Genomic DNA, 24,154 nt, shown 5'->3' with positions numbered 1-24,154 from the left:
TTATTCAATTCTTAAAAAGCCTCCTCCGGTGTGAAGGTTTCTATTTAGACCATCTATACAATTCACCTGTTTTTTATTAAGTTCAAAATCAAATATATTAATATTTTGTTTTAACTTAAATAATTTATTAGATCTCGGGATTGAAATAACATGCATTTGATACAGCCATCTCAAAATAACTTGAGCCACACTTCGATCAACCTCCTTTGCAATATCAACAAGAACTGGATCTGAAAGAATTTGCTTAGTTAACATACCCCTTCCAAATGGAGAATAAGCCTCAACTGTTATGTTACGTTGATTGCAATACTCTATAATATCTTTTCTTGTATTATATGGACTTATTTCTATTTGATTTACCGCTGGTAGTATATCTGAAACTTCCGATAACTTTTTTAAATGTTCAGGCTTAAAAGATGACACACCAATTGCTCGAACTTGTCTTTCATTGTACAATTGTATTAATTCTTCCCACATCCATTCAAAACCATCAAATGGAAAATGGATCAAGTAAAGGTCAAGATAATCAGTTCCAAGACGTTGGCAGGTCTTTTCAAATGCTTTTTTTACAGATTTTGAGCGAAGTCTAATATGAAACCGAGGATGAAATGAGTAATAAAGATCATTAATATGTAACTTAGAAGTTAAAAACAATTCATCTCTATTAATATTATTTTGATTGATACCTATAGATATATCCCTCTCATTTTTATATAACCAAGCAGTATCGTACAGAGTATAACCCAAATCAAAAGTTTGCTTTATTAATTCCTGAAGTGGTTTCCCTTTTAATGGAAATGTACCCAATCCTACCATTGGCATTTTAACTCCATTATTTAATAATGTATATTCCATAAAATTATTTATAATGTTTCATTATATAATCTAACACCTCGGGGGTCATGTTTCCAAACACTGGTCCGCCAGCAATTTGTACCGAACCTCCCCAATATAAATTGGTTTCTATTAAAAGAGGGTCTCCTTTATCATTGATCGTCAAATCCCAACTTATTAGTTTAGACACATGTATAAATCTTGGAGCTAATTTTTTAACCAAGTCTACGCATTTATTATAATTGGGAATAAAACATTCTGAAAAAACAACACCATTAGGATGTTTTCTGTATTCATTAAGTTTGCTGTCAAAAGCTGTATCCATAAGTTGGCCACTGGATTTAATACCACAAACCAAACCTCCACTATGTAAGTGATTAGTAATTGCATCTTTACCTCCCATGATTATTACAGACGTGCACAAATAAAATTTTCCATCAAGCAACAAAGTAACCATTCTTAATGTATTTACACAAGTACTATTAAACTTGTTCAAAACTTCATGCTGTTTTACAACGTCTTGTATTATCAGAAACTCTCCTTTATTAAGTATCTGACGTAATGTTTCATTTGAAGAGCTCGAATCCCATTTTACGATACCACTTCCTGCGCATGCGTCAACAGAAGGCTTAATGATAATTTGCCCATTTGCTTTACATAAACTTATTGCATGATTTTCTGAAATAACATTATAATTTTTATCTAAGTAAACCCCATTCTCTTTCCTACAAATTGTAGTCGGCTGAAGCACATCATAGAAATATAAATCATATAAATTTTTATCATCTAAAATTTTAGCCTTTTCCCCGTTAGAAAAGAAATTATCTACAATACAATAATAATAACAATCAGGTATATAATATTTTAAAGGGTAATTATAAATATTTGTTTTTTTATAAATATTAAACCACCGAATATCAAAAGACTTCTTTGTTCGGTAATCTATTAAATACGGTTTCCAAAAATTTAATATGTCATCTTTTTCTGTTTTTAAAATTGGTTTACCATTTAATACACCTTTTTTTAAATCATTATAACCATCTTTATACCTTGAATAAAAATTAGCTTGTTCATGGAATAGCTCTTTTATTTTTGACTTTAATTTAGCAATCATAATATTACTTATTTTACTATTTATAGATAATAAATGTCCACCTCACTATATTAACGAAATTGTAAGCATTAGTTTTAGCTGACCATACATCAATAAATTTGGTTCTATATCGTTTCGTGTGGGTATCCAGTTTTATATCTCTCGCCATAAGTATCTCATAGGCAAAAGGGGTTCTGCAGCCGTTAATATCCTTATCGCTGTTTTGTCTGTGAAGATCATAGAATTTTGTCTCTTCGTAATACCATTACCAATGCCATAAATAATGGATTTAAATTTTCTCATCTTACCCACACGAAATGTCATAGGGCCATAAATATTATTCTATAATTTGCACTTCTAATTAGAATTAGCGAAACAATCAAAAGCCACACGAAAATAAAAATGTACAATTTATGGTTATTGGCAAGATTAAAAGCAATTTATATATTATCTCAAAATATAAAACACTCAAAACTTTTATACAACGGATTCTTTATCAATTTTATATTAGTACATATATGGCCTCACTTTTTCCCAGTAGCGATATGTGCCCTTGAATTCTAGAAGCTCATAATCAGGATTATGGTTCCCTTCTATCAGTTCACACTCCCCGTTCACTGAGATAGCTACGTCCCAACCAACAAAACCGCACATGCGCAGCTTTTCCTGTGCCGAGTTACATACCTTTACAACCTTGTCCCAACATGGTATCTGAAAGCCAAGCATGAAAGTATTTGTGCCAGGATGGAAGAGTACATTTGGGTTAACCTTTGAAAGCGCCGATGAAATAATGCGACCTGTTGCTAAATCCACTTCGTAGACACAGCCTCCCTGCGCATAGTTGTCTATGTCTGTATGTCCAACCCCAGCCCTGAACAAAGCCTTCACGATATGCGACTTGTTGGTTTTCTTATCCAAAAGAGTTTCCACCCGCAGCGTATTCACACTCGTGCTGCCGAGACAAAGTGACGGATCTTGAACGATGCATTCCTCTATCATGTACTTACCCTCATTGAGCTTGCGGTAAAGAGGCAATATTCCCGCATCGCCAACTTTGTCGAAATAGATCTTATGCACGCCCTCACCCTCACATGTATTATAAGGTTTTACGATAAGTACTTTTTTATCTTTCAACAAATTACCGAAATCCGTCAATGACATTTCTGGCGAATAGAGCCAACTACGATGCACATATTCCGAAAAGAAACTATTAAACTCATGTTTGTTCTCTAGCACATGTATATCCTTTATATCATTAAAATAATTTTGCGCTTTAAGATAACGTCGATAGGTCATGATTCGCTTTCTCTCAAACTCTCTACGCTTGTAAAAATTGCCTAGGACGTAATGCCTTATCAGGCATCCATGTCTTAATAGACACCAAGGATAATCTACAAGAAGCACAAGCATCGAAATATGCTCTTCTTTGTGCAATTGCCAGAGCATTTTCCAGCACTTCTTGAAATAATCTGTGTAAAAAGAAACTTTCATTTTTTTAGAATTTGAACTGTACTTTCTTGTTCGATGATATTAACATATATAATGGTATGAACGATAGCATTTCGCTATTCACCATTAGCTAAATCTTTTCTTTCACCAAGTCTTTTTTGTCCACAATCACCACCCCGTCATACATCATCATCAACACGTCTTCATTGTATTGTCCAACGATGCTCTGATTTCTGACACCTTTCATGTTGTTCACGATAAGTTTGAAGAAGTCTACCCCTGCGCCATACGCATGCAGATACGCCCCTCCAAACCGAGGGTTAACCTCCGAGAGATAGTACTCGCCATCCTTGTACCAAAAGTCCATATCGACTGGACCATTAAACTCTAACACTTTGCAAATCTCCCGAACAAAGTCAAACAGTCGCTCATCCTTAAAGGATATCGTCTTGCTGGCCCCACCAATCTTTGTCTCAAGTTTACGTTTGGAAAAAACGGCCACAGGCTCATGCGAGATGGTATCGATATACACATCGGCGTCACAGTCGTCGCAATCCATAAATTCTTGAATGATATAGGTAAACTCTCCTTCGTCAAAATATTCCCGAAGCTCCTCCAATGATTGCACCTTGTGGATTCCGACACTACCACTCCCCGATATAGGTTTGATAAATACAGGGAAGCTAATGTCTCCTTTCTTCAGTCCTTCCTCAAAAGAGGTTACGCTATCATAGGTTAGAACCGTGCGTATACCTTTACTGGTAAGATATTTATAAAATTCAAATTTGTCAAAACAACGTGCTGCTGTTTTGCGCTCAGGACAAAGAGGCAAGATGCCATGTTGCAAAAACAGATCTCGGTTTTTGGACAGCAATTCTATCTCTGGATCTATCAATGTTGTAATGGCCTGGACATTATTTTCCTTGCATATCTGCAAGATTGTATCTATATAATGTTCATCTGTGATACGGGGCACCACATAGTGTTTGTCAGCCACGTACAGCGCGGGGGCTATGGGTGAGTTGTCCGCACAAATAATCCTGCAATCGTCGCCCAATGATTGTTTCAAGAATTTGAGCAATTGAACCCTGCGGCCGCAACTGCAAAAAAGAATCGTATTCATGTTTCTTAATAAATTGATTTTCTAATAAATTCGTCTACTCCCCACTCTGTCCTGATGATAGTATAATCTCCATCGCATCGTTTTAAATAGACTGTGGGCAGATAATGTATGAAGAGTGGCGTCAAAGCCATGGTGTACGCTCCCACTCTGTCAAAAATAACGCGGTCGCCCACGTTCAACGCCTCTGTTCCCTCAGGCAAAGTGAAAAGACGATCATACTCCAAACACGTCAAACCACCAACCACTTGCGGCTGATGGCAAAGCTGCGGCGTGTCTGTATAAACAAACCGCTTGAAATAATCTTCCTTGTGAAAAAATGGGTCCACGTCGTTTCGCGTGCCATCTGTCGTCACGAAACGTTTGCCATCATGCTGCTTCACGTCAATGACACTGCATACATAGCTAAAAGGCGATGAAAGCAATGCGTTGCCAGGTTCCACTACAAGGCGTACATTCGCGTATGGTGAGCCATCGAGGGCAGTGCGAAAACTTCGCGCGTAATCATCAAACGTGGGTTTGCCAGGCATCGGACCAAAGAAACCTCCGCCAACGTCCCAATATTCAAGTTGCAAACGAAGGTCGGTCAGTATAGGCAATACGTACGCTATCACCCGTTGATAAAACCGCACGCTACGTGTCTTGGGCTCCTTGTGCGTGTGTATACCCACCAACCGCACATGCCGCTTCGCACTTATCAGCTCCACGGCTTTTTGAAAATCGCCCGACTCATAGGAAAAGCCAAAGCGACTATCGTCATTCTCACCAAAAGCATCCTCCGCAGAAATGGATGTGGTGTTGATGTTTAACCTGATACCTATATCATGCTTCCGATTCTTAGGCAGGTCGTCCAACCAATCTATCTCCCGCCACGTCTCAATGTTTACGATAGCGTCGTGCTGTATGGCATCAAGGAATGTTTGTTTTGATTTTAATGGACCATTATAAATAATACGTCTTTTATCATAACCTATCTTTAATGCCAGTTCGTACTCTTGAAAAGACACCACCTCAGCAAAACAGCCACTGTCTTTAGCCACTTTTAAACAATATGGCAAGGCGTTCGTTTTGACGGAATATCCTATTACACTATTATCAAACTGAGTGTCTAAAGCCGTTTGGAAGTCATTAATACATTTTGTCAGCTCGTCCTTATCCAAGACAAAACATGGAGTCTTGAGATGCTGAGCATCATTTTTAGTTATTACCATTAAACTCCTCCATTGTAGCTTTTACATTAGTATTATTGGTTGTTATCCCCTGTCTTGTCAATACCGACTTGATTGAAATTAGTATAACTCGTATATCAGTCCATATCGACAGATGATCTACGTACCACACATCATATTTGAACTTTTCCGTCCACGACAAGTTATTCCGTCCATGGCATTGTGCCCAACCCGTAATTCCAGGTCTGACCTCATGTCTGCGCATTTGTTCTTCAGAATAAAGTGGAAGATATTTCACCAACAATGGGCGGGGGCCTATAAAAGACATGTCTCCCCTTAAAACATTGAACAACTGTGGCAACTCGTCCAATGACGTGTTGCGCACAAACCACCCCACTTTAGTTATGCGTAGTGTATCTAATAATAATTTTCCATCAGGGCCTCGCTTATCATTCATCGTTTTAAATTTGATGACCTTAAATATTTTGCCATATCTACCCGGGCGCTCTTGCAAAAAGATAGCACCCGCTCCCTCATTAGCAATGAGTAGCAGAACATATACTAACAAGAGTATCGGACTGAGGCAAATGATGGCCAGTAAAGCGAGTATAAAATCAAATACTCTTTTAAAAAAGTTCCTGTACATTATTCGTGATAATCGTCTTTCGTTCCCCACAATTTTGCAAAAGGCTCCGTCTCCATTTCATGCTTAAAATCACGAAGTTGGTCAATGTAAGAATATTTAGGCTTCCAGTTCAACTCGTTAAAAGTCTTGCTCGCATCAAACGCATTTTCAAGCGGATCTGGCTTTTCTGGTACATAAGTTATCTTTGATGGATGATCTTTTGGAGAAAAAACCTCTACGATTCCTCTAATTTGTTCCTCCAACGACACTTGCCATCCATTGCCTACATTGTAGATTCCACCCTCAATGTCAGATTTTACACAATTAGAAACGAGTTCTACAAAATCTTTGATATAAACCATCTCCTTTTTCTTTGAAGCATCTCCCCATATCTCTATAGGCATACTGCGAGCGGCTCTGTCCATTAGCATCCTGTATGGCATCATTCTTCGTTTATAATTTGCGTAGTGATAAGCGTTGGGATGATATTCGTAGATGGTAAAGAATCGAAGTACAAAGCGTGAAAAACCATAAGTGTGATGAAAATATTCTATCAAGTCTACAGCAGCATTTTTTGCTATTACATACACTGCATGGTCTCCTGTCTTTGGAAAACCGCGTTGCAAATCAGCTGATAGTTTTCCATTATTTTTCATTTTGTCAAAATGGTCTGCGAGATCGTAAGGTGTTTGAGGAAATATAATCTTCTTACAATTATGTTCCCTCATAAACGTGAGAACGTTGAGCGTACCGATTGTTATTGAATCCAATAAATCTCTTGGATCATACTCATAGCGAGATGGCAGGCTACCTGCAAAATGACATACAGCATGCACGTCTCCAATCTCCTTAAGCACGTCGAAAGAAGATTTTTCTTTAATATTAACAGAATAATAGCTCATCCCATGCTCAGCAAAAAAGCCATTATCGTTTTTTCTTCCTCCGACTGCAACGACATTATATCCGTCGTCTTTTAATTTCAAGCTTACGTATGCTCCCAAATTGCCTGTGGCACCAAAAACAACTACTGTCTTCATAATTATTTTCATTTAAACGTATCGATTGCTTACTAATTATTATATGTTTTTATTTTATGATTTTGATGGCATGAGCATGCTATAGGCAAAAGCTTCTGTCACGAAATCTCCAAAATGGTGAAGATCATACTCGTTACGTTTTTTCATGCGACGCCACCACTTGTCCGTACCTACCAATCTTCTTAAAAGAGCGAGGGTTTTCCAGGTATCTAATAATCCCTGTATGAGGGACGATTTCACATAGTTTCGTCCCTCAAACAGGGATTATTGCGAATCATAACCCAGCATACATTTGCCTTAGCGCCTCCCACACATCACGCTGCTCATAGCGTTCTTGGATTAACCTCCTGCTGTTGGCGGCCATCCTGTTGGTGTTGTCGGTGTTGTTGATCAAATCGCACATCGACTGGTAGAGCGCTTTGGCCATGGGCGAGGAGAAACCGTCAGCTTGTGGGTCGTCCGAAGCAAACTGTATGAGATGGCCATAACGATCGACCGGCGCCGGGATGATGACCCCATTCTCACCATTGATGATGATTTCGTTGCAGCCATTGATGTTGGTGACGATGCAAGGCAACTCCATCGCTCCTGCCTCCATGGGTACATTGGGGAATCCCTCTCTGTAACTCGGAAACACCAATGCGTCGGCCGCCATCAAGTACGGCCGCACGTCTTTTTGAAGTCCTGCATAGAAAACGGCAGCGGATTCACTCAAAAATCGTTGCGCCTCCAGAGTGATATGACCACCGCTTTGCACCTCTTTTTCTCCCACAATCAGGAGTTTAGGTTGGCGCGGCAGGTCAGCAGCATGACCCACCAATCGCCTCATCACCTCCGCCAACTCGTTAATACCCTTGTCTCTTACCATGCGCGCAATAAGGATAAAAACGAAATCATTGGCTGTATATCCCAACTTTTGGTGCATATACCGGCGCCCGTCAAAGGGCGTGGCATCCTCCATCAATCGCGTCTCCTCGTTCTCCGCTCGCAACAACTCGCTCGTGGCCTTGCGTGACAGATACGATGTATCCTTCCCATTGATGTTGCCATGGTATACCACTTGCAGTTGCTTCCCTGTGATTCTGTCCTCCCTCAACGCCCGTTTCACACCCTCGCCTTCAGGTATGACCTGGTTGGCGCAGCAGCATGTCACGCGTTCCATCGTCTTCAATATAGTGCGCAGCATGCCGGTCGTGGCTTGATAGCGCAGACCCGTCACGGTGTATATACGATTAGGCACGCGTGCGGCCCATGCAGCCACCATAGCCAACAACGACCCTTTGGGTGTGTTGGCATGCACGCACCACGGCTTTTCGCGCCTAAAGAGTCGCCACATAAACCACAAGGCCTTGATATCCTTGCCTATGCTGATGGGTCGTTCCAAAGGAGCATCAATCACCCGTATGCCCTCTCGCGCGGCCACCTCGTCGAGCACGCCAGTATCTTTGGCTACCCCCACCACCTCATAATATTGATTGAGATAGTTGAGTTGCCCCCTTAGCAGCGAGTTCAGACTGATGTCAGCCGTGGTGACTCGAATTAGTTTCTTCTTTTTCATAAGTCTATGATTGATAGACTACCCATGGAGAATCATACTTGTCAATGCAAGCCTATTATTGCTGCACCATATCATACAATTGTTCATACGCATCCACCATTTTCCGAATATCATATTGCAAGGCTCGTTGATAGCACCGCTCCGCCACTTGACGGTAATACGCAGGGTCGTCATGCAGCTTTTTTATAACATCAGCCAGAGTCTCAGCATCGCCATGTGGAAAAAGGATACCATAACCAGCAGTTACTTCTTTTAATCCATTCACTTCACTGGCTACAAAGGGCTTGCCTGATGACATGCCCTCAATATTCGACAGAGATAATCCCTCCCAGTGTGACGACATTACTATGACATCTGCCGACTTCAATATCTGCGGCACATCCGACCGAATGCCCAATAACTTTACACGCTCCGTCACATTTTGCTTAATAATTTCAGCCTCTATCTCTGGGCGACGAACACCATCGCCTACCAACCACAACGCATATTCGTCCGGCAACAATGCAATAGCCCGAATCACCGTTTCCTGATCCTTGGCTTCCCGAAACCCGGCCACCATCACCGTGACGAATTTACCCTGGTGAGCCAAATCCGGTAAACTCTCCGCATGATAAAATGCATTGACATCTACCCCATTGTTGATGGTCACGATTCTACGCTGCAACGGACTGCTAGGTTGATTACTCTCAAGGCCTAAATAGAGACACAACTTCTCTTCAGCAATCTTGCTAATCGTCACTACCTTAGCATATTTACCATACATCCATTTGTCTACAAACGAGAACATAGGATGCTCCCGTTTGCGATTGTTCGTGGAATGTTCTGTCGTTATCAGCACCTTTCCCAACCCGATATTGGCTATGGCGGCAAACAGCTGCGGCGAGGAGTTATGGGTATGGATAATGTCATACTCCTGCATAATTCTTCTTAACTTGGGAATATAACTCAAATTGTAGAAACCTCTCCCAAATTTGTATATCCTGCATCCCGTCTCCTCCAACTCTCGCATAAAAGCAGTATGCTCGCCATTGAAGACAATCACATCGACCGTATACCCCTTCTGCCGCAACAACTTGGTGAGGTGCACCACCACGTGCTCCGCCCCACCAATCTGTAAAGATGTGATAACCTGTAATATTCGCATGATGATTGTATGCTTATTCTGTGGATAAAAAGATCTACCGGATAACCTTCCTGTCTTTGATGTGCATCATATATCCCATTGGACGAAATATCCACCAACACCATTTTATGCGAGGAACCTGTGATATGTGGGCATGCACGCAACACCGAAACCGCCAGTAGTTAATGGCAGCCTTGACTTTATGCAACCAAGGAATATCATAGTCTAACATCTCTGCATAGGTCATACAAGTTGCGACAGGACTTTCCATCCTGGCTTTTACAATTCCAGACGTGATGCCATCTGGCTGATATTCAGCCTCATATATAGGTTTATTGATATAACGTAGTTTATACTTCTGAGCGATTCTAAACCACACCAACTGCTCGGGACAAAACCTTTCACCTTTGATTTCCGGGAAAGGGAATTCTCTTAACACATCTGTTTTGAACACCTCTTTTAGATCTCCACGAACATGATACCTGTACCTTATTTCCATCGCATCACAGTCTATCACATCTTGAGGTAGTCCGCCACCTATAATTTCCCCAGTCTTACTATTAACATCCAAACCTACAACACCACCAATCTGTGGATTATCTTTCACCTTATCCCATTCGTCTGCAACAGTTTGTAAAGCCGTATCCATCAACGTATCATCGCTATCTACAATAAAGAACAGTTCCCCCTTCGCCAGCTTTGTTCCCAAATTGATAGCCGTGTGCTTCCCACCATTTTCTTTATAGATATATCTGATTGGGAAAGTATCGCATCCCGCAATGATCTTTTCCATCACATCTTTGGTGTTATCGGTACTTCCATCATCCACAACGATCCATTCCAAATCCTTAAAAGTTTGTTGACAGAGACTCTCAAAAATTTCTCTTAAAAAATTTGCTCGATTATATGAAGGTGTAAAGACTGTTATAAGCATTTTGTCAGAATTACAATTTTACATTGATCAACATTCTAAAAGGTTTACGATGAAACTTGTCAGTATCATACGTTTTATCATACTCATAATTATCATGAATTATATCTTCAGACCGATAGCCATTAGTTAAAAAAGTTTTATATGGGTATAAGAAATAATATGCTTGCCAACTGTTATACACTCTTATGTATAGTATCAAACTTAAAACAACAAGTCCAACTGATAAAGTTGTTTTTCTTTTAATATTTTTGCAAATATTGCTCAACGTAATAATAATACCTATCATAAAGTACCAAGACAAACGGCCACCATTTTCTGAACGTATAAATAATAGTAATGTCATACAAAATAACAAAGCAATATTAAGCATTAGAATATCTATTTTATTTTTCTCAATTGAAAAATAATTATAAATAATAACAAACAAAAAAAAGACAGCTTCTAAAAAATATGCCAATCGTGCACCTCCTGACGAGCTATAGTCCGCCCTTTGTTCAATAATAGAATTATCGCCATACAAATTGATTATTTTATTAGGCAAAGGCGATATTCCAATCAAAAGTGCTATTATCATAACTGTGATAATAGTACCTACTGAGTATTTTTTAATTGGTATAAAATATACTGGAAAAAAAATAATTGCAGATTTATGCATTGACCATGCTATTAAAAATACAAAAAGAAATTTCCAAAAATTTCGGTTTATGACATATTTTATTCCTAACCATACTATCGTTGCACCTAAAACTTGTCGGAGATAAGTAAAAGTAAAGAAAAACCATAATCCCATAAATAATATTAGTGCCAAGGGATGATTTTTGGCATAGTCCTTAAGGGTTTGATATAAAAGAATATAAACTAAACATGTACAAATAAAGATAAAAATATATCGATTCTCTGTTATGAAAGATATCAAAATATTCAATATTATATAACCTGGCTCACCCTTGAATAATAAAAAAGCTCCATGCTGCAAATAACTCTCATGCGCTGTTGTGATATCAGCAACAGTATCAAAAACTTCTCCATAGATATAGCGATCGTATCCTCCAAACATATCAGACAACCCAACAAAAGCAGCAAGAAAACACAAATAAACAAATAAGAAAGTTGAATCTTCTCTGATTTTCTTAGAATCAGAATAGTAAACAACTAAAGGTATGAAAAATATTAGAAGATACAACCACATAAATAAAGTATATTAATAGTTTTACCTTATATCATAAAAACTTATAAAGCTTTTTTACTTCGCATGAATTATCTACAATGTGTTGTTGTAGACATTTTGAATATTTATTTCTTAATTGCGGATGCAAATACAAATTTATAATTGCGTCTGCTATAGAACGACCACTCATTTCACATATACTTCCATTCACTCCATTTTCAAATTGATCATGTGCCGTGGAGAAATTTGTAACTACGATAGGTTTGCATAAAATCTTTGCCTCATCAAGCGCAATAGACTTTCCCTCAAAGCGAGAAGGATGAACATAAAGATCTGATTGAAACAGATAGGGATACGGATTAGATTTTATACCTGTAAACATAAAAAAAACGGATAAATCTTTTCGTTCTATCTCGTGAAGCCATTTTGACTCTCTTATTGCTCCTATAAAAATCCATAGAAAATCTATATTAGTTTCTTCATGGATAATCTGAGCAGCCTCTATAGCTAAATCTATGCCCTTATTATACCACACATGACCGATTGTTGTTATGATTAACTCATGTTGAGGAAGCTTTACATTTTCCCTGGCCAAACTATTAATTAAAACCGGTGAGGAGATGTTCTCCATAACAGCAATTTTATCCTCACATAATGGAAAGTATTTTTTCAAAGAAGTAGCACAAGTTTCTGAAATAGTGAATAGCTGATCAACCTGTGGATAATAGTTCTTATCGACTTTATAGTAATAATCCCATTTAGCGTAGTCACTATGAAAGAAAGAAATTTTCTTTTTTCCACGTAACTTATCCACCATATAATATAATATTTGCTGCCCACCAAAATCAACGATTAAATCATATTCTTCCCTATCAATTGCCGGCATCATCTTTGCAATCAAGCGTCCTGCCATAGGTTTGGACAGTCGAGACAGTAGGAGTCTAATCAACACACCCAACGCCAACATGACCTTTCCATGTCGCAGAAGCCACCATGCCGAAGATACTCCTCCCATCACATGCTCTATAACAGGGTTATATATCAGATGAACATCTTTTGGTAATCTGTCTGAATATATGTCACCCTCTTTACAGCAAAGCAACAAGGAGGTATCATATCTTTGTCTATCCCAAGCCGTCAGTAATGACACCATGGATTTAGATACCCCACCAGATTGTAATGTGCCAATTATAAATAAGACCTTCTTTCTCATATATTATAACATATACGATTCTATACAGATTTTTTATTGAATGACATTATTGCATTTGCAATATATTTGCCGTAAATCAACTTCTCTAAAAATTCACTTTGTCTAATCAAGTAGCCTATACCTATACAGCTGTATGCGATAGCGACAGAAAGAATCGCTACGATTACACTTTCAAGTAGTAGGTTGTCTGTAGCTATGAAATATTCATGCCATCCTGATAATCTTAATGCAAATACAAAAAAGAAATGATAAATATAAATATCTAACGAATGACGACCTATTCTTGCTAAAGCATTGGACACGATATCATGGTTTGATTCGAATTTTTTAAAGAGATAGACAAAAGTAGGGACAGAAAGAAAAGCTGATAATAAGAAAACGCGGAAATAACCCTTAGAAAAGAAATAAACCGTAACTGCATAACCTATCATGCTACAACTGAATACAACATTTTTAGATAAAAATGTTTCTGTTACATTGTATTTCCTGAACAAATAACCTGCAATAAATAAAGGCCACAAAGATCTTGCCTGATAAACGCTCAGTATATTGCACCATCGTTCTGATAATGTCAAATTAAGTACAATTAGCAAAGCATAAATCAGCACGGCCCAAATAATATCCCCCCATTTGGATTTAACAACCTGGGTAACTATGCGGAATGACCATAAGAAAACATAAAAAAAAGACAATACGAAAAGGTACCAATAACCATTCTTTACATTACTTCCAAAGAACACAGATGCGTTTTTATAATAAAAGAGGGCAAAAGATAAGCCCACGAAAAAGAAAGGTGACAAAAATGATGTACATTTGATAAACACTTTCTTAATATCTGGCAAGGATGATATAACCCAACCTGATAAAAACATAAATATAGGTATATCAAACGTAGATACAAATTTTACCATAAAATTATATTCATCAGACATGGAATAAGATAACACATGACCAAAAATTACAGCCAACATAGCGAAGCCTTTCAACCTATCTACATATTGAATGCGTTGCATAAGTAATTCTTTAATATATTTTTTTTAAAAGTTTTCGCAAGTTGTTAATCTTTCGTAAAAAAGGTAAAAAAAATGGATATTTCATAACCAAACAGTACACTTTTCCACTAAAACTATTGATTAGAGGGTAAGATTCGCTCGCAATACGATATACATAAGGATCACTTACTAACTTCGGATTACGAATGCATGCCGTTATCAAATGCCCTATGGCACGATTATAAAAAGGATGTTTAAACATCTCAAACTGATCATATTTCTCCAGGATTTTTCTAATAGATTCTATCTGATACTCAACAGGCCTTATCGATGTATATACATAATTATTAGTGATAGAATTCCTATTCTGTACATAATAGTAAACAATATCATTAAAGATGCCTATACGATTAGCCTGCTGAGTAAAACATAAATGTATGAAAGCATCCTCTCCCAACCGCACATTTCGTGGTATATCAAAAACCTCAGAAGTGAAAAGAGTTCTCTTAACTAAGCAAGCATGCGTACCATTATTTGCTTGATTCTTAAACATTAAGCGAAGATAATCAAGCTTGTCAAAAACTCCTTCTTGTGGAAAAATCACCTTCTCTTTAATCGTAAAATCTTCAAAATAGGATATTGACGCACCATCTACAATATCCAAATTATGTTTCATAGCTCGACTGTAAAGACTGTTTAAAGCATCTTTAGGTAAAAAATCATCAGCATCAACAAAATAAACAAAATCTCCCGATGACTCTTTGAATCCACGACCTCGTGCCGCTACTTGTCCTCCATTCTGTTGATGAAAAATAGATATACGATCGTCTTTCTTAGCTATCTCTTTGCAAACAGATAAACTATCATCTGTACTGCCATCGTCCACAATGATAATTTCATAATCTTGAAACGTTTGGCTTAAGATACTCTTAATACAGCGATCAATTAAATCTGCCGCATTGTAGATAGGAATGATAATTGAAATCCTGGGGTTCATTATTCAGAAAAATTATTTTTAAAAATGTAATGTAAAAGGACATGCTTGAACCAGAAGATCTAAATCAATGTCTATACCCGTATAATTTGATTCCTGCTTTTCAATTTTAATAATATCCTTCTCCTGTCGTATAACAATAGCTGAACTTATTGGTCGTTTTACAGATGAAAAATAATCTCTAAACTTGAAGCCATTACCTAACACTTTGTCAGAAAACTCTACCCATGTATTAGGCACACCGTAAGTATCAGCCAGGATAATACCATGTAATGAGCTTGACAAAATTTGCTCGCATGACGCTATTTTATCTATAACATCTTTCCAATTTGAGTATTTTCTCATACTGATTTTTATTACAGAAGAATGATTCTCTATATACTTGTCAATCACCTCGTTATTCTCATCATATATATGGGGTATGATACCAAGTTTATTTATTTTTTTTACTTGTGGTTGATAATATTTAGATAATAATAAAATAGGATCGCCATACACTTCAGGACAATTAATTCCATGACTAAGCAATACTTGGCGAGACAAAGGACCACGAACTGCACAGATTTGCTTGGGATTCTCCTTTGGAAATTCTTTATCTGAAATAAGGCCGCTCCCCCAGACAATAGTATTTTTATTAGCACTCTGTAAAATAGATCCAACTAAAGCATAATTCTCGCGCGAAAGAAGCCAAGAAAAAACAGATGTCGCGTACGATATTATATTGCAGTGAAACCAGCTATTACATATAACCATATTCATATCATCCCCCCAATTTTGTTTCCGGTATATTCCCCATCGAGTATCCAAAAAAGCTTTCAGTGCAATTGTGTGTTTTCCTTTTGACAGTATTATAATATCACGCACTATATTAGGAATATAATAAATTATTGTATAATACAATTGTATAAGAAATAGCTTAACGTATTTTTGTAACATTCTCATAACCGCCTATTCTTAATTTCAAATATTTTACCTATAACATAGTGCTTAACTTCCTTGTCCAGCATATTAACCCAAAATAAGCCTCCAAAAACAATCGTATATGTAATTGTAACCAATACCAACCGGACAAAGGAACTCTGCAAAACTAAATGGGGTAGCAAAGCCAGCGCAGCACCTATAAGCATAAATACGATAATTTTTAAAATAATACTTATATAAGTACCACTTTCAAATTGAGGTATCAAAAATTTTAAATTACGTATACTTTGCCATAAAATAATGATGTCTGCAAAAACAGAAACAACATATACAATATAAGCCGGCAAACCCAACTGCAATAATAATAAAGTTACAGCAAGTGATACGAAAGTGATGGCTGTTATCATAAATGAATTAACTCTAACACGATCAGTTGCTTGAATACCTATAATAACAACTAATCCCATTAAATTAAAAAGACTTCCTATAAGAGATATCCGGCAAAAGAGACCAGAAAAATCAGGAATGTTTCCCAACCATAAATATAGAACATAATTTATTTCCAAAAAAATCGGTACAGCAAATAGAGAAAATATTGCCATGCAAAATTTCAAACAATTTGTCATATCAATACTCATCATAACCAAATCGTTAGAAGCATATTTCTTGATGATTTGAGGACGAAACGCTGTAATAATGTTCATCGTAAATCCAGCTATATATCCTGAAACCATAGACGCTATACTCACTGATGCATTCATTACTACTCCAAAAAACTTGTTTATTAGCAAATTGTTTCCCTGAATTCGCATCATGTTGGATGAAGAACTAAATGCGGAATACCCCGCAAAGCTTAAAATTCCTTTTAACATCTTTTTGTTATGAGATATTCGACAATTAGTGTCCGAAAAATTCTTCGTGCAAAATAGAAAATATCCCACAAATATGAAAATTGTCAGGACAACCATGATCACTGCATACGCTTTCAATTTATCCATGGTTAACCATAACAGAATAACTACTCCTAAAAATCTTAATAAGCTTTCTATTGTGGACCAAAAACTCGAAAAGCCCATTTGCTCATTGGCATTGATACGCGCCGTGAAAGGTACTCGAATAATATTTATGACAGCAATAATTACAGAAGACTGATAAACCCAGTGAGCTGCAATAAATCTATCTTCTGGTATCACCATCACAGTGCATAAATACCACAGTCCCAGCGTTTCAGCTAATATGAACAATGCCGTTGCTAAACCAATGTGAGCTGTGAAAACAGCAGAGAAAACTTCCTTCTTTCTATCAATCGTTCCTTCTGCCAACTCAAAAGATAAATAGCGCATCGAAGCACCGCCCATGGCCGTGCTCAAGAAATTTAACACAACAACAATACTGCCAACAACTCCATAAATACCAAAATCAGTTACACCCAATGCCTGTAAAATGACACGAGACATATAGAGCCCCAAAAACAATTGAACTATGCTACTCGCATAAAGATACACTGTGTTAAAAGCAATTCTTTTAGAAGTGTCTTTCACAACCTATTTTTTTAATTAACAGAGTTCATAAACTCCTCATATGATTTATAAGGAGCACGATATTCTTTAAGCCATTTATCGTAGCCTCTCCCTACACGTTGTTTTATTGGTATCTCGGGATATTGATCCATATTGGTAGCATCTACAAAATACATCCATTCCTCTCTCATTTCGGAAATTTTCGGATTTCTATGATTATGTTTTCTGAAATATCTAATATATTCTTTAGCTTCTTCTAACCCCGCTGATTTACGTTTTTCGTAATACTTTTCGATGGTAGATACCACTCTACATGGCACACCCACTGCTACAGAGTTAGCAGGAATGTCTTTTGTTACTATAGACCCTGCCCCAATAACACAATTATCACCAATAGTTACTCCGCGTAATATCGTTACTTTTGTTCCGATGTAAATATTATTTCCAATGATAACCTTTCCACAATTATTAACATAATCAAACATATAATTTCTGAAAACAAAATTAGCAAAATCATGCGTCATAATAGTAAAATGCGTGTTAATATTAACATCGTTACCTATCTCTATTAAACAAGGTCTACTTACGTCAATAGCTGTTGACCGAGGCTCACAAAAGATAACATTGTTACCAACTGTTACTCCTTTCTTTCTTAAGTAATCAATATAACGTTCACTGCTGCTCCAACGATAAAGCAAACCAATAAAATGATAAATTCGCTTAATTATATTCATTTATTTTATTATTAACATATGTAGAATTAGCTACTGTTTGAAATAGAATATTCTACTCCCACCCGTCTCCCCACACATCTTCTATATCAAGACTAAAAGGTGTGGAGAGGAACCGCCTGCATCATTTTCGATGAGTTTCCATTGGTGTCGATATGATTGTTTGACGAATCTACTACACAAACGTCGGGATTTATAAAGCTATCTCAGCTGTTTATGGAAAAAACACAAGCCGTTAGTTTGTGTGTAGGGGGTATTTGGCTTCCATGTCCTATATACTTATCCCACATTTTTTTGATTAACATACTATTGTATCACCATGGTTCATACCCTTCGGGTTCGACCGCTTCTACTGATGCTTTTGCCGCTTCCAAGTCAAAGTCCTTAGGGTCGTCAACCTCTCCGTTTTCTTTCATATCTTCATATCCCCACGGACCGCCACAGTCTTCTTCGGGACAGGCTCCTTTGCCAGCCGTACACGAGGCATGGGGATGCAATTCTTCTATAATGTCCTCAAGCGTGATGTCGTGAATCCAGTCATCTCCAAAATCGTAAACGTAACAGAGTTTATGTTTAGGATCGAGCTTTTCCCCATAAAACTCTCCCACCGTGAACGCTCGGGCATTATAGTCGGGAGTGTCGCTCCAATCTTCGTCATGTACCTCGGCTATCGTCAGCACACGACTGTAAGGTTTGTCTCCAAAGCTATACAGATGTTCGTTCCACCAGCCGAACGCCTCTTGAATCACGGCATGGAATCCTGCGAAGGTGAAGTTGGCAGGCACCAACACACGCCGCCATACGGGTGGCTTGGTGATACCTCGCAACTTAATTTTGAATTGATAGGTGAGTTTCAGTCCCTTCTTTCCTCTTGGACTTGTCGTCGCCATACGTGCTATGAACTTGTTACCTCCAGCGAATGATGCCAAAGCATCCGCCAACGCATCGATATCATGCGGTTGCAAATCGAATATTGGCTCTGGCTGTGTCTGCTTTATGATTTTTGCCTTTTTATTCGTCATTGAAATCAGTGAATCTTATCAGTATCAAGGTTGAAAAAATCACTCACTATCGTCAAAGTCATCTTCGTCCAGAAACATAAACTCTTTGGCACAGGCATCATGAGCATCATCTTCTTCGGGGCTGCCGATGACATTGATATCATTATTTTCAGTGATATGTTTCTTAGGGGACGTGTTTAAAAGAGTGTATGAAGCCTCGTCCAAATGAAAGGTGGACAGTTCAGGAGCCGTGTAGTGTTGATGTCTCATGATTGTTCGTGAATGAGTTGGTGAATAGGGTTTGTCTTACTCCTCACCTTTTCATTATTTTCTTCCCACCCACCACATACACACCTGCTGGCAAGTGATGCATGTCCGTGCCTACATCTACGCCTTGCAAATTGTAAATATGCTGGTTGTTTGTTGAAGGATGTACCCGCAGTGATTGTATTCCATTCACCGTTTCACTACCACAATCAATAGCATAAGTATTCTGCTTGGCCGAAGAACTGGTTTGTTGGTTTATTTTAAAGTAGGCCCGCATGCCATACATTTCACTCACCTCTTCGGATTTAGGTTTGGCAAGGTTGCCATTAGCCAACAAAAACAATTCGGAGCCATCAACTTTTAAGTTGACTGGGGCGAATGTGCCAACGAAGGCATATCGCCCTGTTTCATCTTGAACTGTCTGCGGTTCCACATCTTTATAAACTACGTTTGAGAAGATAGGATTTTTGACCTTGTCCTTAGGCTTGATGAGGTAAGGAACACCTGCTTTTATCGCATTTGTTTTATCAAACTTCAACACGTTGTTTTCAACCACCTTTGTGAATTGTCTTACCTTACAATTTTCACCAAATGCCTGTTTCAGAGTTTCAGCGTCTACATTAAACGGCAGACAGATGGTGTTCCAATGGTCAGATGCGAACGTGCGCTGCACTTGGTATGAATAAGTCTTTCCAGATTTGATGTGTTGTGTTTGTAGTTTTTGCTGATCGGATAAAACGGAAGCGACTTCTATAAAAAACAAATATAGAGCTCCTTCTTCATATTTTTCTCCTTTCATTTCAACTTTTAGAGTTCCACTATTTATGTTACCCTCTGTGATATAAAAAATACTTAGGTTATTATTTAGATTATCTTTATCTTTCGTTAAATTACGTGTATCACTATAATTATCATTATCCGAACCGAGGGTCATACTTACTTTATAATCTCTTCGTTTTATTGCTATATCTGTGCACACTCTTACTAAATCCACATCCGTAAACAGGGTTTTGGTTTCTAAACGAATGAGCTGAGACTTTTCTTTATCTTTCCCCACATGCAGGCAATCCGTATTCCGAGACGATTTAACAAGTACTCCGTCAACCGTTAATTCCCATTGATGGTTATAAAGTTTAACGGTAGGCGTAAATGTTTTCTGAGTTTGTTTTTTGCCATATTTATATTTAGCACTATTGAATAACTGCTTGAAATAGAACCTTTGTGCATGTGTTTCTACTGTCCCAAGAAATAACAGCATCAAACAGAGCAACCAAGAGTTAATATAAGTTTTCATAAGTAGGATTTAAGTGAATATAATTGATTTTTTAAGTTGTTAAATCCATCAATCCCGCTTAAAGATATCTCGAGTATATACCTTCTCTTCCACATCATCCAAACAATTGTCATAGCGATTGGCAACAATGGCTTGCGACTGTTGTTTGAACGCATCCAAATCATTAACCACCCTGCTGCCAAAGAAAGTGGTACCGTCCTCGAGCGTAGGCTCGTAAACGATAACCTCGGCACCTTTGGCTTTAATGCGTTTCATCACGCCTTGAATGCTGCTCTGCCTAAAGTTGTCACTGTTGCTCTTCATCGTGAGGCGGTAGATACCGATGACGCATTTTTTCTCTTTGGAGGTATCAAAAGCTCCCCGATTGAAATAATCGTAATAACCAGCTTTGCGTAAAACACGATCGGCAATGAAGTCTTTACGCGTGCGGTTGCTCTGTACAATAGCCTCAATCAGATTTTCGGGAACATCCTCGTAGTTGGCCAAAAGTTGTTTGGTGTCTTTGGGCAGACAGTAGCCACCGTAACCAAACGAGGGATTATTGTAGAACGAGCCTATGCGTGGGTCAAGTCCTACCCCTTGGATAATATCTTTGGTGGAGAGGTTTTTCATCTCGGCATATGTATCCAATTCATTGAAGAAGCTGACACGAAGAGCTAAATAGGTGTTGGCAAACAGTTTCACCGCCTCAGCCTCGGTGGTACCCATGAACAGTGTGTCAACATTCTCTTTCATTGCGCCTTGCTGAAGCAACGAGGCGAAAACGTGGGCTGCCTGCTCTAACTTTTCATTCCCCGCTGGCCGACCCATGATGATTCTGCTGGGATAGAGATTGTCATAGAGAGCCTTACTCTCACGCAAGAACTCTGGGGCAAAGAGGATGTTTCCACAATTGTATTTTTCACTGACGCTCTTCGTATATCCTACAGGCACCGTACTCTTGATAACCATGATGGCATGAGGATTTACCTTCATCACCAACTCGATGACCTCTTCCACATGCGAAGTGTCGAAGAAGTTTTTTACAGGGTCGTAGTTAGTTGGCGTGGCAATCACCACAAAGTCAGCTTGCTTGTAAGCCGTTTCTCCATCAAGGGTTGCTTGCAGGTCAAGTTGTTTCTCGGCAAAGAACTTTTCTATATATTCATCACTGATAGGAGATTCTCGTCGGTTAATCTTGTCTACCTTCTCTTGCACCACGTCAACAGCCAAGACATGATGATGCTGACTGAGCAACGTGGCGATGCTTAATCCTACATAACCCGTACCCGCTACGGCAATGGTATATTTTTTGTTCACAGGATAAAATTATATTTCGTTTGGTCTACCATTTACAAAAGTAGTCTTAGCTCAAAGCCAACAATCTCTCTACCCACTTGTTAAATAAGGGACATTTCTTCCTTATCCCATCAAGTCCTATCTCCATGGCAATGATATTGCCATATATCACCTTTTGATAACCATTGATTATTTTGGATAGTCTGTGCGAAGGTGATGTGTCACGCCCATTATTGATTTCTTCTGGATTTGGATATTGTTCAAGAATGCGAGTTAGCTCGCCTCTATCAATGTAATCTTTTTCAGAAAAGACATGATCAAAACTATCTATGTCATGAAATAGCAAGGACTCAAATTCGTGCAACTGAATGTAAGGTATGAAGCGCCTATCATTGATATCACATTCCATTCCCTCGCATAAGCGATTTATTATCTCCTGCTTGTCTTGCTTACACAGCACCTCCTCCCAAGCAGGAAAGTGATGCTTATCTGTTATACCGTAATAATCAATGAACAGAGTAACAAAAGCGTTTTCTCTGAGATGATTTAATATCTGCTTTCTCAAATCGTCCCACTTAACAATTCCCCCCATTGACTTTTTTATGCGTGGGCAGTATACACTGATGTTCTGCTTAGACAACTCAGGCATCAACAGGGCTTTGCAAAACTCTTGCTCTGTCTCTCCCTCACATATTATAATCAGTCGTTTTACTGACATCCGTATCAAGTATTTGGTTGGGCTTTGCTGATAATGCTAAGCTTCCACAATTCGTCCAGTGTATATTCATCAACCCATTGAGAAAGTTGGTCGGCATCCAATCGCTCAAAATGACTTTCACCGTTTATCAGGTCTACGGTAACTACATCTTGTGGTTCAAAATTGGAAAGCAATTCTGTCGATTGTGTGGCTATTATCACCTGACATCCTTTTGCGGCTGCCGACTTAATGAGCCCAGCCAACTTACTAATAGCGGCAGGATGCAATCCTAACTCAGGCTCGTCAATGATGATTACTTGAGGTAAGGCTGGTTGAAGGAATAAAGTAGACAGAGCAATAAAACGCATCGTACCGTCTGACAAATCATTAACACCATACACCATAGAGCTATACCGATCTTCCCATTGCAATCTCAAATCCCCTTTCGCATTAGGATGAAAAGAGAAATCACGAAAGTATGGCGCTATGCTCTGTACCGTTTTAACGATAAAATTATACTTTTGCAGATTATCATTTTTAATATGATACAAGAAAGCTGCTAAATTTTGACCTTTATCATATAAGCGGTAAATATCATTATGTATATTTGACCACTGTGTAAATGGCGAATGCTCGCTGGTATCGTGGAAATGGTACTTCTCTAAACCAGCCAAGTAATTCTTGATGAAATTTGCTCGCGGAACAGATGAATCATTAAGCTTTGATTCGGTCTGAAAAGAAGATATGTCAATGGGATTGTTCATATACGGATTGTTGGCATACCATAATCCCTCCTTGGTAAATACAAACCCCTCTGTACCAGCTTTCAATTCAAAGGAATAACCATTTTTACCAAAATCAAGATGAGAATAAATCGTATCTGTTATTTTACTTCCCTCAAACAAGAATTTATCCATTCCTCCATGCAAAGCCACATATTCTTTCAACCGTTGAAGATACATATTTTTCAACAGTTCAAAAAAAGACAACAAATTAGACTTTCCACTGCCATTTGCACCTATTAATATATTAACGGGTGACAATTTCAGCTTCAAATCTCTAATTGATTTATAGCCTTTAATTTCGATAGATTCCATGATGCTAATTTTATAATGGAATGGAGTAAGAATCAGATA

General features: G+C 38.2%; 23 protein-coding genes. All 23 read right to left on the bottom strand.

All coding sequences use genetic code 11. From position 1 onward, the window contains the following. On the bottom strand, positions 1–855 hold the full coding sequence (locus tag HMPREF0650_RS08065; protein WP_004349878.1) for an aldo/keto reductase family protein: 855 nt from the start codon (positions 853–855) through the stop codon (positions 1–3). A gap of 4 nt (positions 856–859) precedes the next feature. Next, on the bottom strand, positions 860–1,948 hold the full coding sequence (locus HMPREF0650_RS08060; protein WP_004349876.1) for a sugar-transfer associated ATP-grasp domain-containing protein: 1,089 nt from the start codon (positions 1,946–1,948) through the stop codon (positions 860–862). 486 nt (positions 1,949–2,434) lie between these two features. Then, positions 2,435–3,163 (bottom strand): sugar-transfer associated ATP-grasp domain-containing protein, encoded by a 729-nt coding sequence (locus HMPREF0650_RS08055; RefSeq protein WP_245543482.1) that lies wholly within the window; start codon positions 3,161–3,163, stop codon positions 2,435–2,437. Between the two features lie 343 nt (positions 3,164–3,506). Next, entirely contained in the window at positions 3,507–4,499 is a 993-nt protein-coding gene (locus HMPREF0650_RS08050) for an ATP-grasp domain-containing protein (RefSeq protein WP_004349873.1), read from the bottom strand. Between the two features lie 5 nt (positions 4,500–4,504). Further along, positions 4,505–5,707 carry a type III PLP-dependent enzyme domain-containing protein gene (locus HMPREF0650_RS08045; RefSeq protein ID WP_004349870.1) on the bottom strand — a complete coding sequence of 401 codons (1,203 nt, stop codon included), beginning with the start codon at positions 5,705–5,707 and terminating at the stop codon, positions 4,505–4,507. Further along, entirely contained in the window at positions 5,694–6,311 is a 618-nt protein-coding gene (locus tag HMPREF0650_RS08040; protein WP_004349868.1) for a sugar transferase, read from the bottom strand. The genes HMPREF0650_RS08045 and HMPREF0650_RS08040 overlap by 14 nt, the downstream gene beginning before the upstream one ends. Further along, positions 6,311–7,327, bottom strand: coding sequence for an NAD-dependent epimerase/dehydratase family protein (locus HMPREF0650_RS08035; protein WP_004349867.1), 1,017 nt, complete (start codon positions 7,325–7,327; stop codon positions 6,311–6,313). The genes HMPREF0650_RS08040 and HMPREF0650_RS08035 overlap by 1 nt, the downstream gene beginning before the upstream one ends. Before the next feature lie 274 nt (positions 7,328–7,601). Beyond that, positions 7,602–8,885: a glycosyltransferase family 4 protein gene (locus tag HMPREF0650_RS08030; protein ID WP_004349865.1), complete on the bottom strand. Its 1,284-nt coding sequence runs from the start codon at positions 8,883–8,885 to the stop codon at positions 7,602–7,604. Positions 8,886–8,940: 55 nt separating this feature from the next. After that, complete coding sequence (locus tag HMPREF0650_RS08025; protein WP_004349863.1) at positions 8,941–10,029, bottom strand: glycosyltransferase; 1,089 nt, start codon at positions 10,027–10,029, stop codon at positions 8,941–8,943. A gap of 34 nt (positions 10,030–10,063) precedes the next feature. Continuing rightward, complete coding sequence (locus tag HMPREF0650_RS08020) at positions 10,064–10,942, bottom strand: glycosyltransferase family 2 protein (RefSeq protein WP_004349862.1); 879 nt, start codon at positions 10,940–10,942, stop codon at positions 10,064–10,066. Positions 10,943–10,952: 10 nt separating this feature from the next. Continuing rightward, entirely contained in the window at positions 10,953–12,131 is a 1,179-nt protein-coding gene (locus HMPREF0650_RS08015; protein WP_004349860.1) for an EpsG family protein, read from the bottom strand. Between the two features lie 31 nt (positions 12,132–12,162). Further along, entirely contained in the window at positions 12,163–13,323 is a 1,161-nt protein-coding gene (locus HMPREF0650_RS08010) for a glycosyltransferase (protein ID WP_004349859.1), read from the bottom strand. Between the two features lie 20 nt (positions 13,324–13,343). Then, positions 13,344–14,336, bottom strand: coding sequence for an acyltransferase family protein (locus tag HMPREF0650_RS08005; protein ID WP_004349857.1), 993 nt, complete (start codon positions 14,334–14,336; stop codon positions 13,344–13,346). 10 nt (positions 14,337–14,346) lie between these two features. After that, positions 14,347–15,312 (bottom strand): glycosyltransferase family 2 protein, encoded by a 966-nt coding sequence (locus HMPREF0650_RS08000; RefSeq protein WP_004349856.1) that lies wholly within the window; start codon positions 15,310–15,312, stop codon positions 14,347–14,349. An 18-nt stretch (positions 15,313–15,330) separates the two neighbouring features. Further along, positions 15,331–16,251, bottom strand: a complete 921-nt coding sequence (locus tag HMPREF0650_RS07995; RefSeq protein ID WP_004349853.1) for a polysaccharide pyruvyl transferase family protein — start codon at positions 16,249–16,251, stop codon at positions 15,331–15,333. Next, on the bottom strand, positions 16,248–17,771 hold the full coding sequence (locus HMPREF0650_RS07990) for an MATE family efflux transporter (RefSeq protein WP_004349852.1): 1,524 nt from the start codon (positions 17,769–17,771) through the stop codon (positions 16,248–16,250). Before HMPREF0650_RS07990 ends, HMPREF0650_RS07995 begins: the two co-directional genes overlap by 4 nt. A gap of 11 nt (positions 17,772–17,782) precedes the next feature. Then, a complete protein-coding gene (locus HMPREF0650_RS07985) occupies positions 17,783–18,484 on the bottom strand; it encodes an acyltransferase (protein WP_004349851.1) in 702 nt (233 codons plus the stop codon). A gap of 311 nt (positions 18,485–18,795) precedes the next feature. Next, the gene (locus tag HMPREF0650_RS12475) at positions 18,796–19,503 is read right to left on the bottom strand and encodes a plasmid pRiA4b ORF-3 family protein (RefSeq protein WP_004349850.1); all 708 of its coding nucleotides are present in this window, start codon (positions 19,501–19,503) and stop codon (positions 18,796–18,798) included. Positions 19,504–19,542: 39 nt separating this feature from the next. Continuing rightward, positions 19,543–19,752, bottom strand: coding sequence for a hypothetical protein (locus HMPREF0650_RS07975; RefSeq protein WP_040562900.1), 210 nt, complete (start codon positions 19,750–19,752; stop codon positions 19,543–19,545). Positions 19,753–19,795: 43 nt separating this feature from the next. Next, positions 19,796–21,043, bottom strand: coding sequence for a hypothetical protein (locus HMPREF0650_RS07970; protein WP_004349849.1), 1,248 nt, complete (start codon positions 21,041–21,043; stop codon positions 19,796–19,798). A 48-nt stretch (positions 21,044–21,091) separates the two neighbouring features. After that, positions 21,092–22,342, bottom strand: a complete 1,251-nt coding sequence (locus tag HMPREF0650_RS07965; protein WP_004349847.1) for a nucleotide sugar dehydrogenase — start codon at positions 22,340–22,342, stop codon at positions 21,092–21,094. A gap of 46 nt (positions 22,343–22,388) precedes the next feature. Beyond that, the gene (locus HMPREF0650_RS07960) at positions 22,389–23,039 is read right to left on the bottom strand and encodes a DUF4276 family protein (RefSeq protein ID WP_040562898.1); all 651 of its coding nucleotides are present in this window, start codon (positions 23,037–23,039) and stop codon (positions 22,389–22,391) included. Positions 23,040–23,044: 5 nt separating this feature from the next. Next, positions 23,045–24,115 (bottom strand): AAA family ATPase, encoded by a 1,071-nt coding sequence (locus HMPREF0650_RS07955; RefSeq protein WP_004349845.1) that lies wholly within the window; start codon positions 24,113–24,115, stop codon positions 23,045–23,047. Between the last annotated feature and the right edge of the window lie 39 nt (positions 24,116–24,154).

This window comes from Hoylesella buccalis ATCC 35310, from assembly GCF_000177075.1.
Lineage (GTDB): Bacteria > Bacteroidota > Bacteroidia > Bacteroidales > Bacteroidaceae > Prevotella > Prevotella buccalis.
This window is presented reverse-complemented; position numbering and strand designations above follow the sequence as displayed.

Bases quoted from the DNA above. Each gene is read 5' to 3' on its own strand.
- HMPREF0650_RS08065 (WP_004349878.1), bottom strand. From the start codon at position 855: ATGGAATATACATTATTAAATAATGGAGTTAAAATGCCAATGGTAGGA.
- HMPREF0650_RS08060 (WP_004349876.1), bottom strand. From the start codon at position 1,948: ATGATTGCTAAATTAAAGTCAAAAATAAAAGAGCTATTCCATGAACAA.
- HMPREF0650_RS08050 (WP_004349873.1), bottom strand. From the start codon at position 4,499: ATGAATACGATTCTTTTTTGCAGTTGCGGCCGCAGGGTTCAATTGCTC.
- HMPREF0650_RS08045 (WP_004349870.1), bottom strand. From the start codon at position 5,707: ATGGTAATAACTAAAAATGATGCTCAGCATCTCAAGACTCCATGTTTT.
- HMPREF0650_RS08040 (WP_004349868.1), bottom strand. From the start codon at position 6,311: ATGTACAGGAACTTTTTTAAAAGAGTATTTGATTTTATACTCGCTTTA.
- HMPREF0650_RS08035 (WP_004349867.1), bottom strand. From the start codon at position 7,327: ATGAAGACAGTAGTTGTTTTTGGTGCCACAGGCAATTTGGGAGCATAC.
- HMPREF0650_RS08030 (WP_004349865.1), bottom strand. From the start codon at position 8,885: ATGAAAAAGAAGAAACTAATTCGAGTCACCACGGCTGACATCAGTCTG.
- HMPREF0650_RS08025 (WP_004349863.1), bottom strand. From the start codon at position 10,029: ATGCGAATATTACAGGTTATCACATCTTTACAGATTGGTGGGGCGGAG.
- HMPREF0650_RS08020 (WP_004349862.1), bottom strand. From the start codon at position 10,942: ATGCTTATAACAGTCTTTACACCTTCATATAATCGAGCAAATTTTTTA.
- HMPREF0650_RS08015 (WP_004349860.1), bottom strand. From the start codon at position 12,131: ATGTGGTTGTATCTTCTAATATTTTTCATACCTTTAGTTGTTTACTAT.
- HMPREF0650_RS08010 (WP_004349859.1), bottom strand. From the start codon at position 13,323: ATGAGAAAGAAGGTCTTATTTATAATTGGCACATTACAATCTGGTGGG.
- HMPREF0650_RS08005 (WP_004349857.1), bottom strand. From the start codon at position 14,336: ATGCAACGCATTCAATATGTAGATAGGTTGAAAGGCTTCGCTATGTTG.
- HMPREF0650_RS08000 (WP_004349856.1), bottom strand. From the start codon at position 15,312: ATGAACCCCAGGATTTCAATTATCATTCCTATCTACAATGCGGCAGAT.
- HMPREF0650_RS07995 (WP_004349853.1), bottom strand. From the start codon at position 16,251: ATGAGAATGTTACAAAAATACGTTAAGCTATTTCTTATACAATTGTAT.
- HMPREF0650_RS07985 (WP_004349851.1), bottom strand. From the start codon at position 18,484: ATGAATATAATTAAGCGAATTTATCATTTTATTGGTTTGCTTTATCGT.
- HMPREF0650_RS12475 (WP_004349850.1), bottom strand. From the start codon at position 19,503: ATGACGAATAAAAAGGCAAAAATCATAAAGCAGACACAGCCAGAGCCA.
- HMPREF0650_RS07975 (WP_040562900.1), bottom strand. From the start codon at position 19,752: ATGAGACATCAACACTACACGGCTCCTGAACTGTCCACCTTTCATTTG.
- HMPREF0650_RS07970 (WP_004349849.1), bottom strand. From the start codon at position 21,043: ATGAAAACTTATATTAACTCTTGGTTGCTCTGTTTGATGCTGTTATTT.
- HMPREF0650_RS07960 (WP_040562898.1), bottom strand. From the start codon at position 23,039: ATGTCAGTAAAACGACTGATTATAATATGTGAGGGAGAGACAGAGCAA.
- HMPREF0650_RS07955 (WP_004349845.1), bottom strand. From the start codon at position 24,115: ATGGAATCTATCGAAATTAAAGGCTATAAATCAATTAGAGATTTGAAG.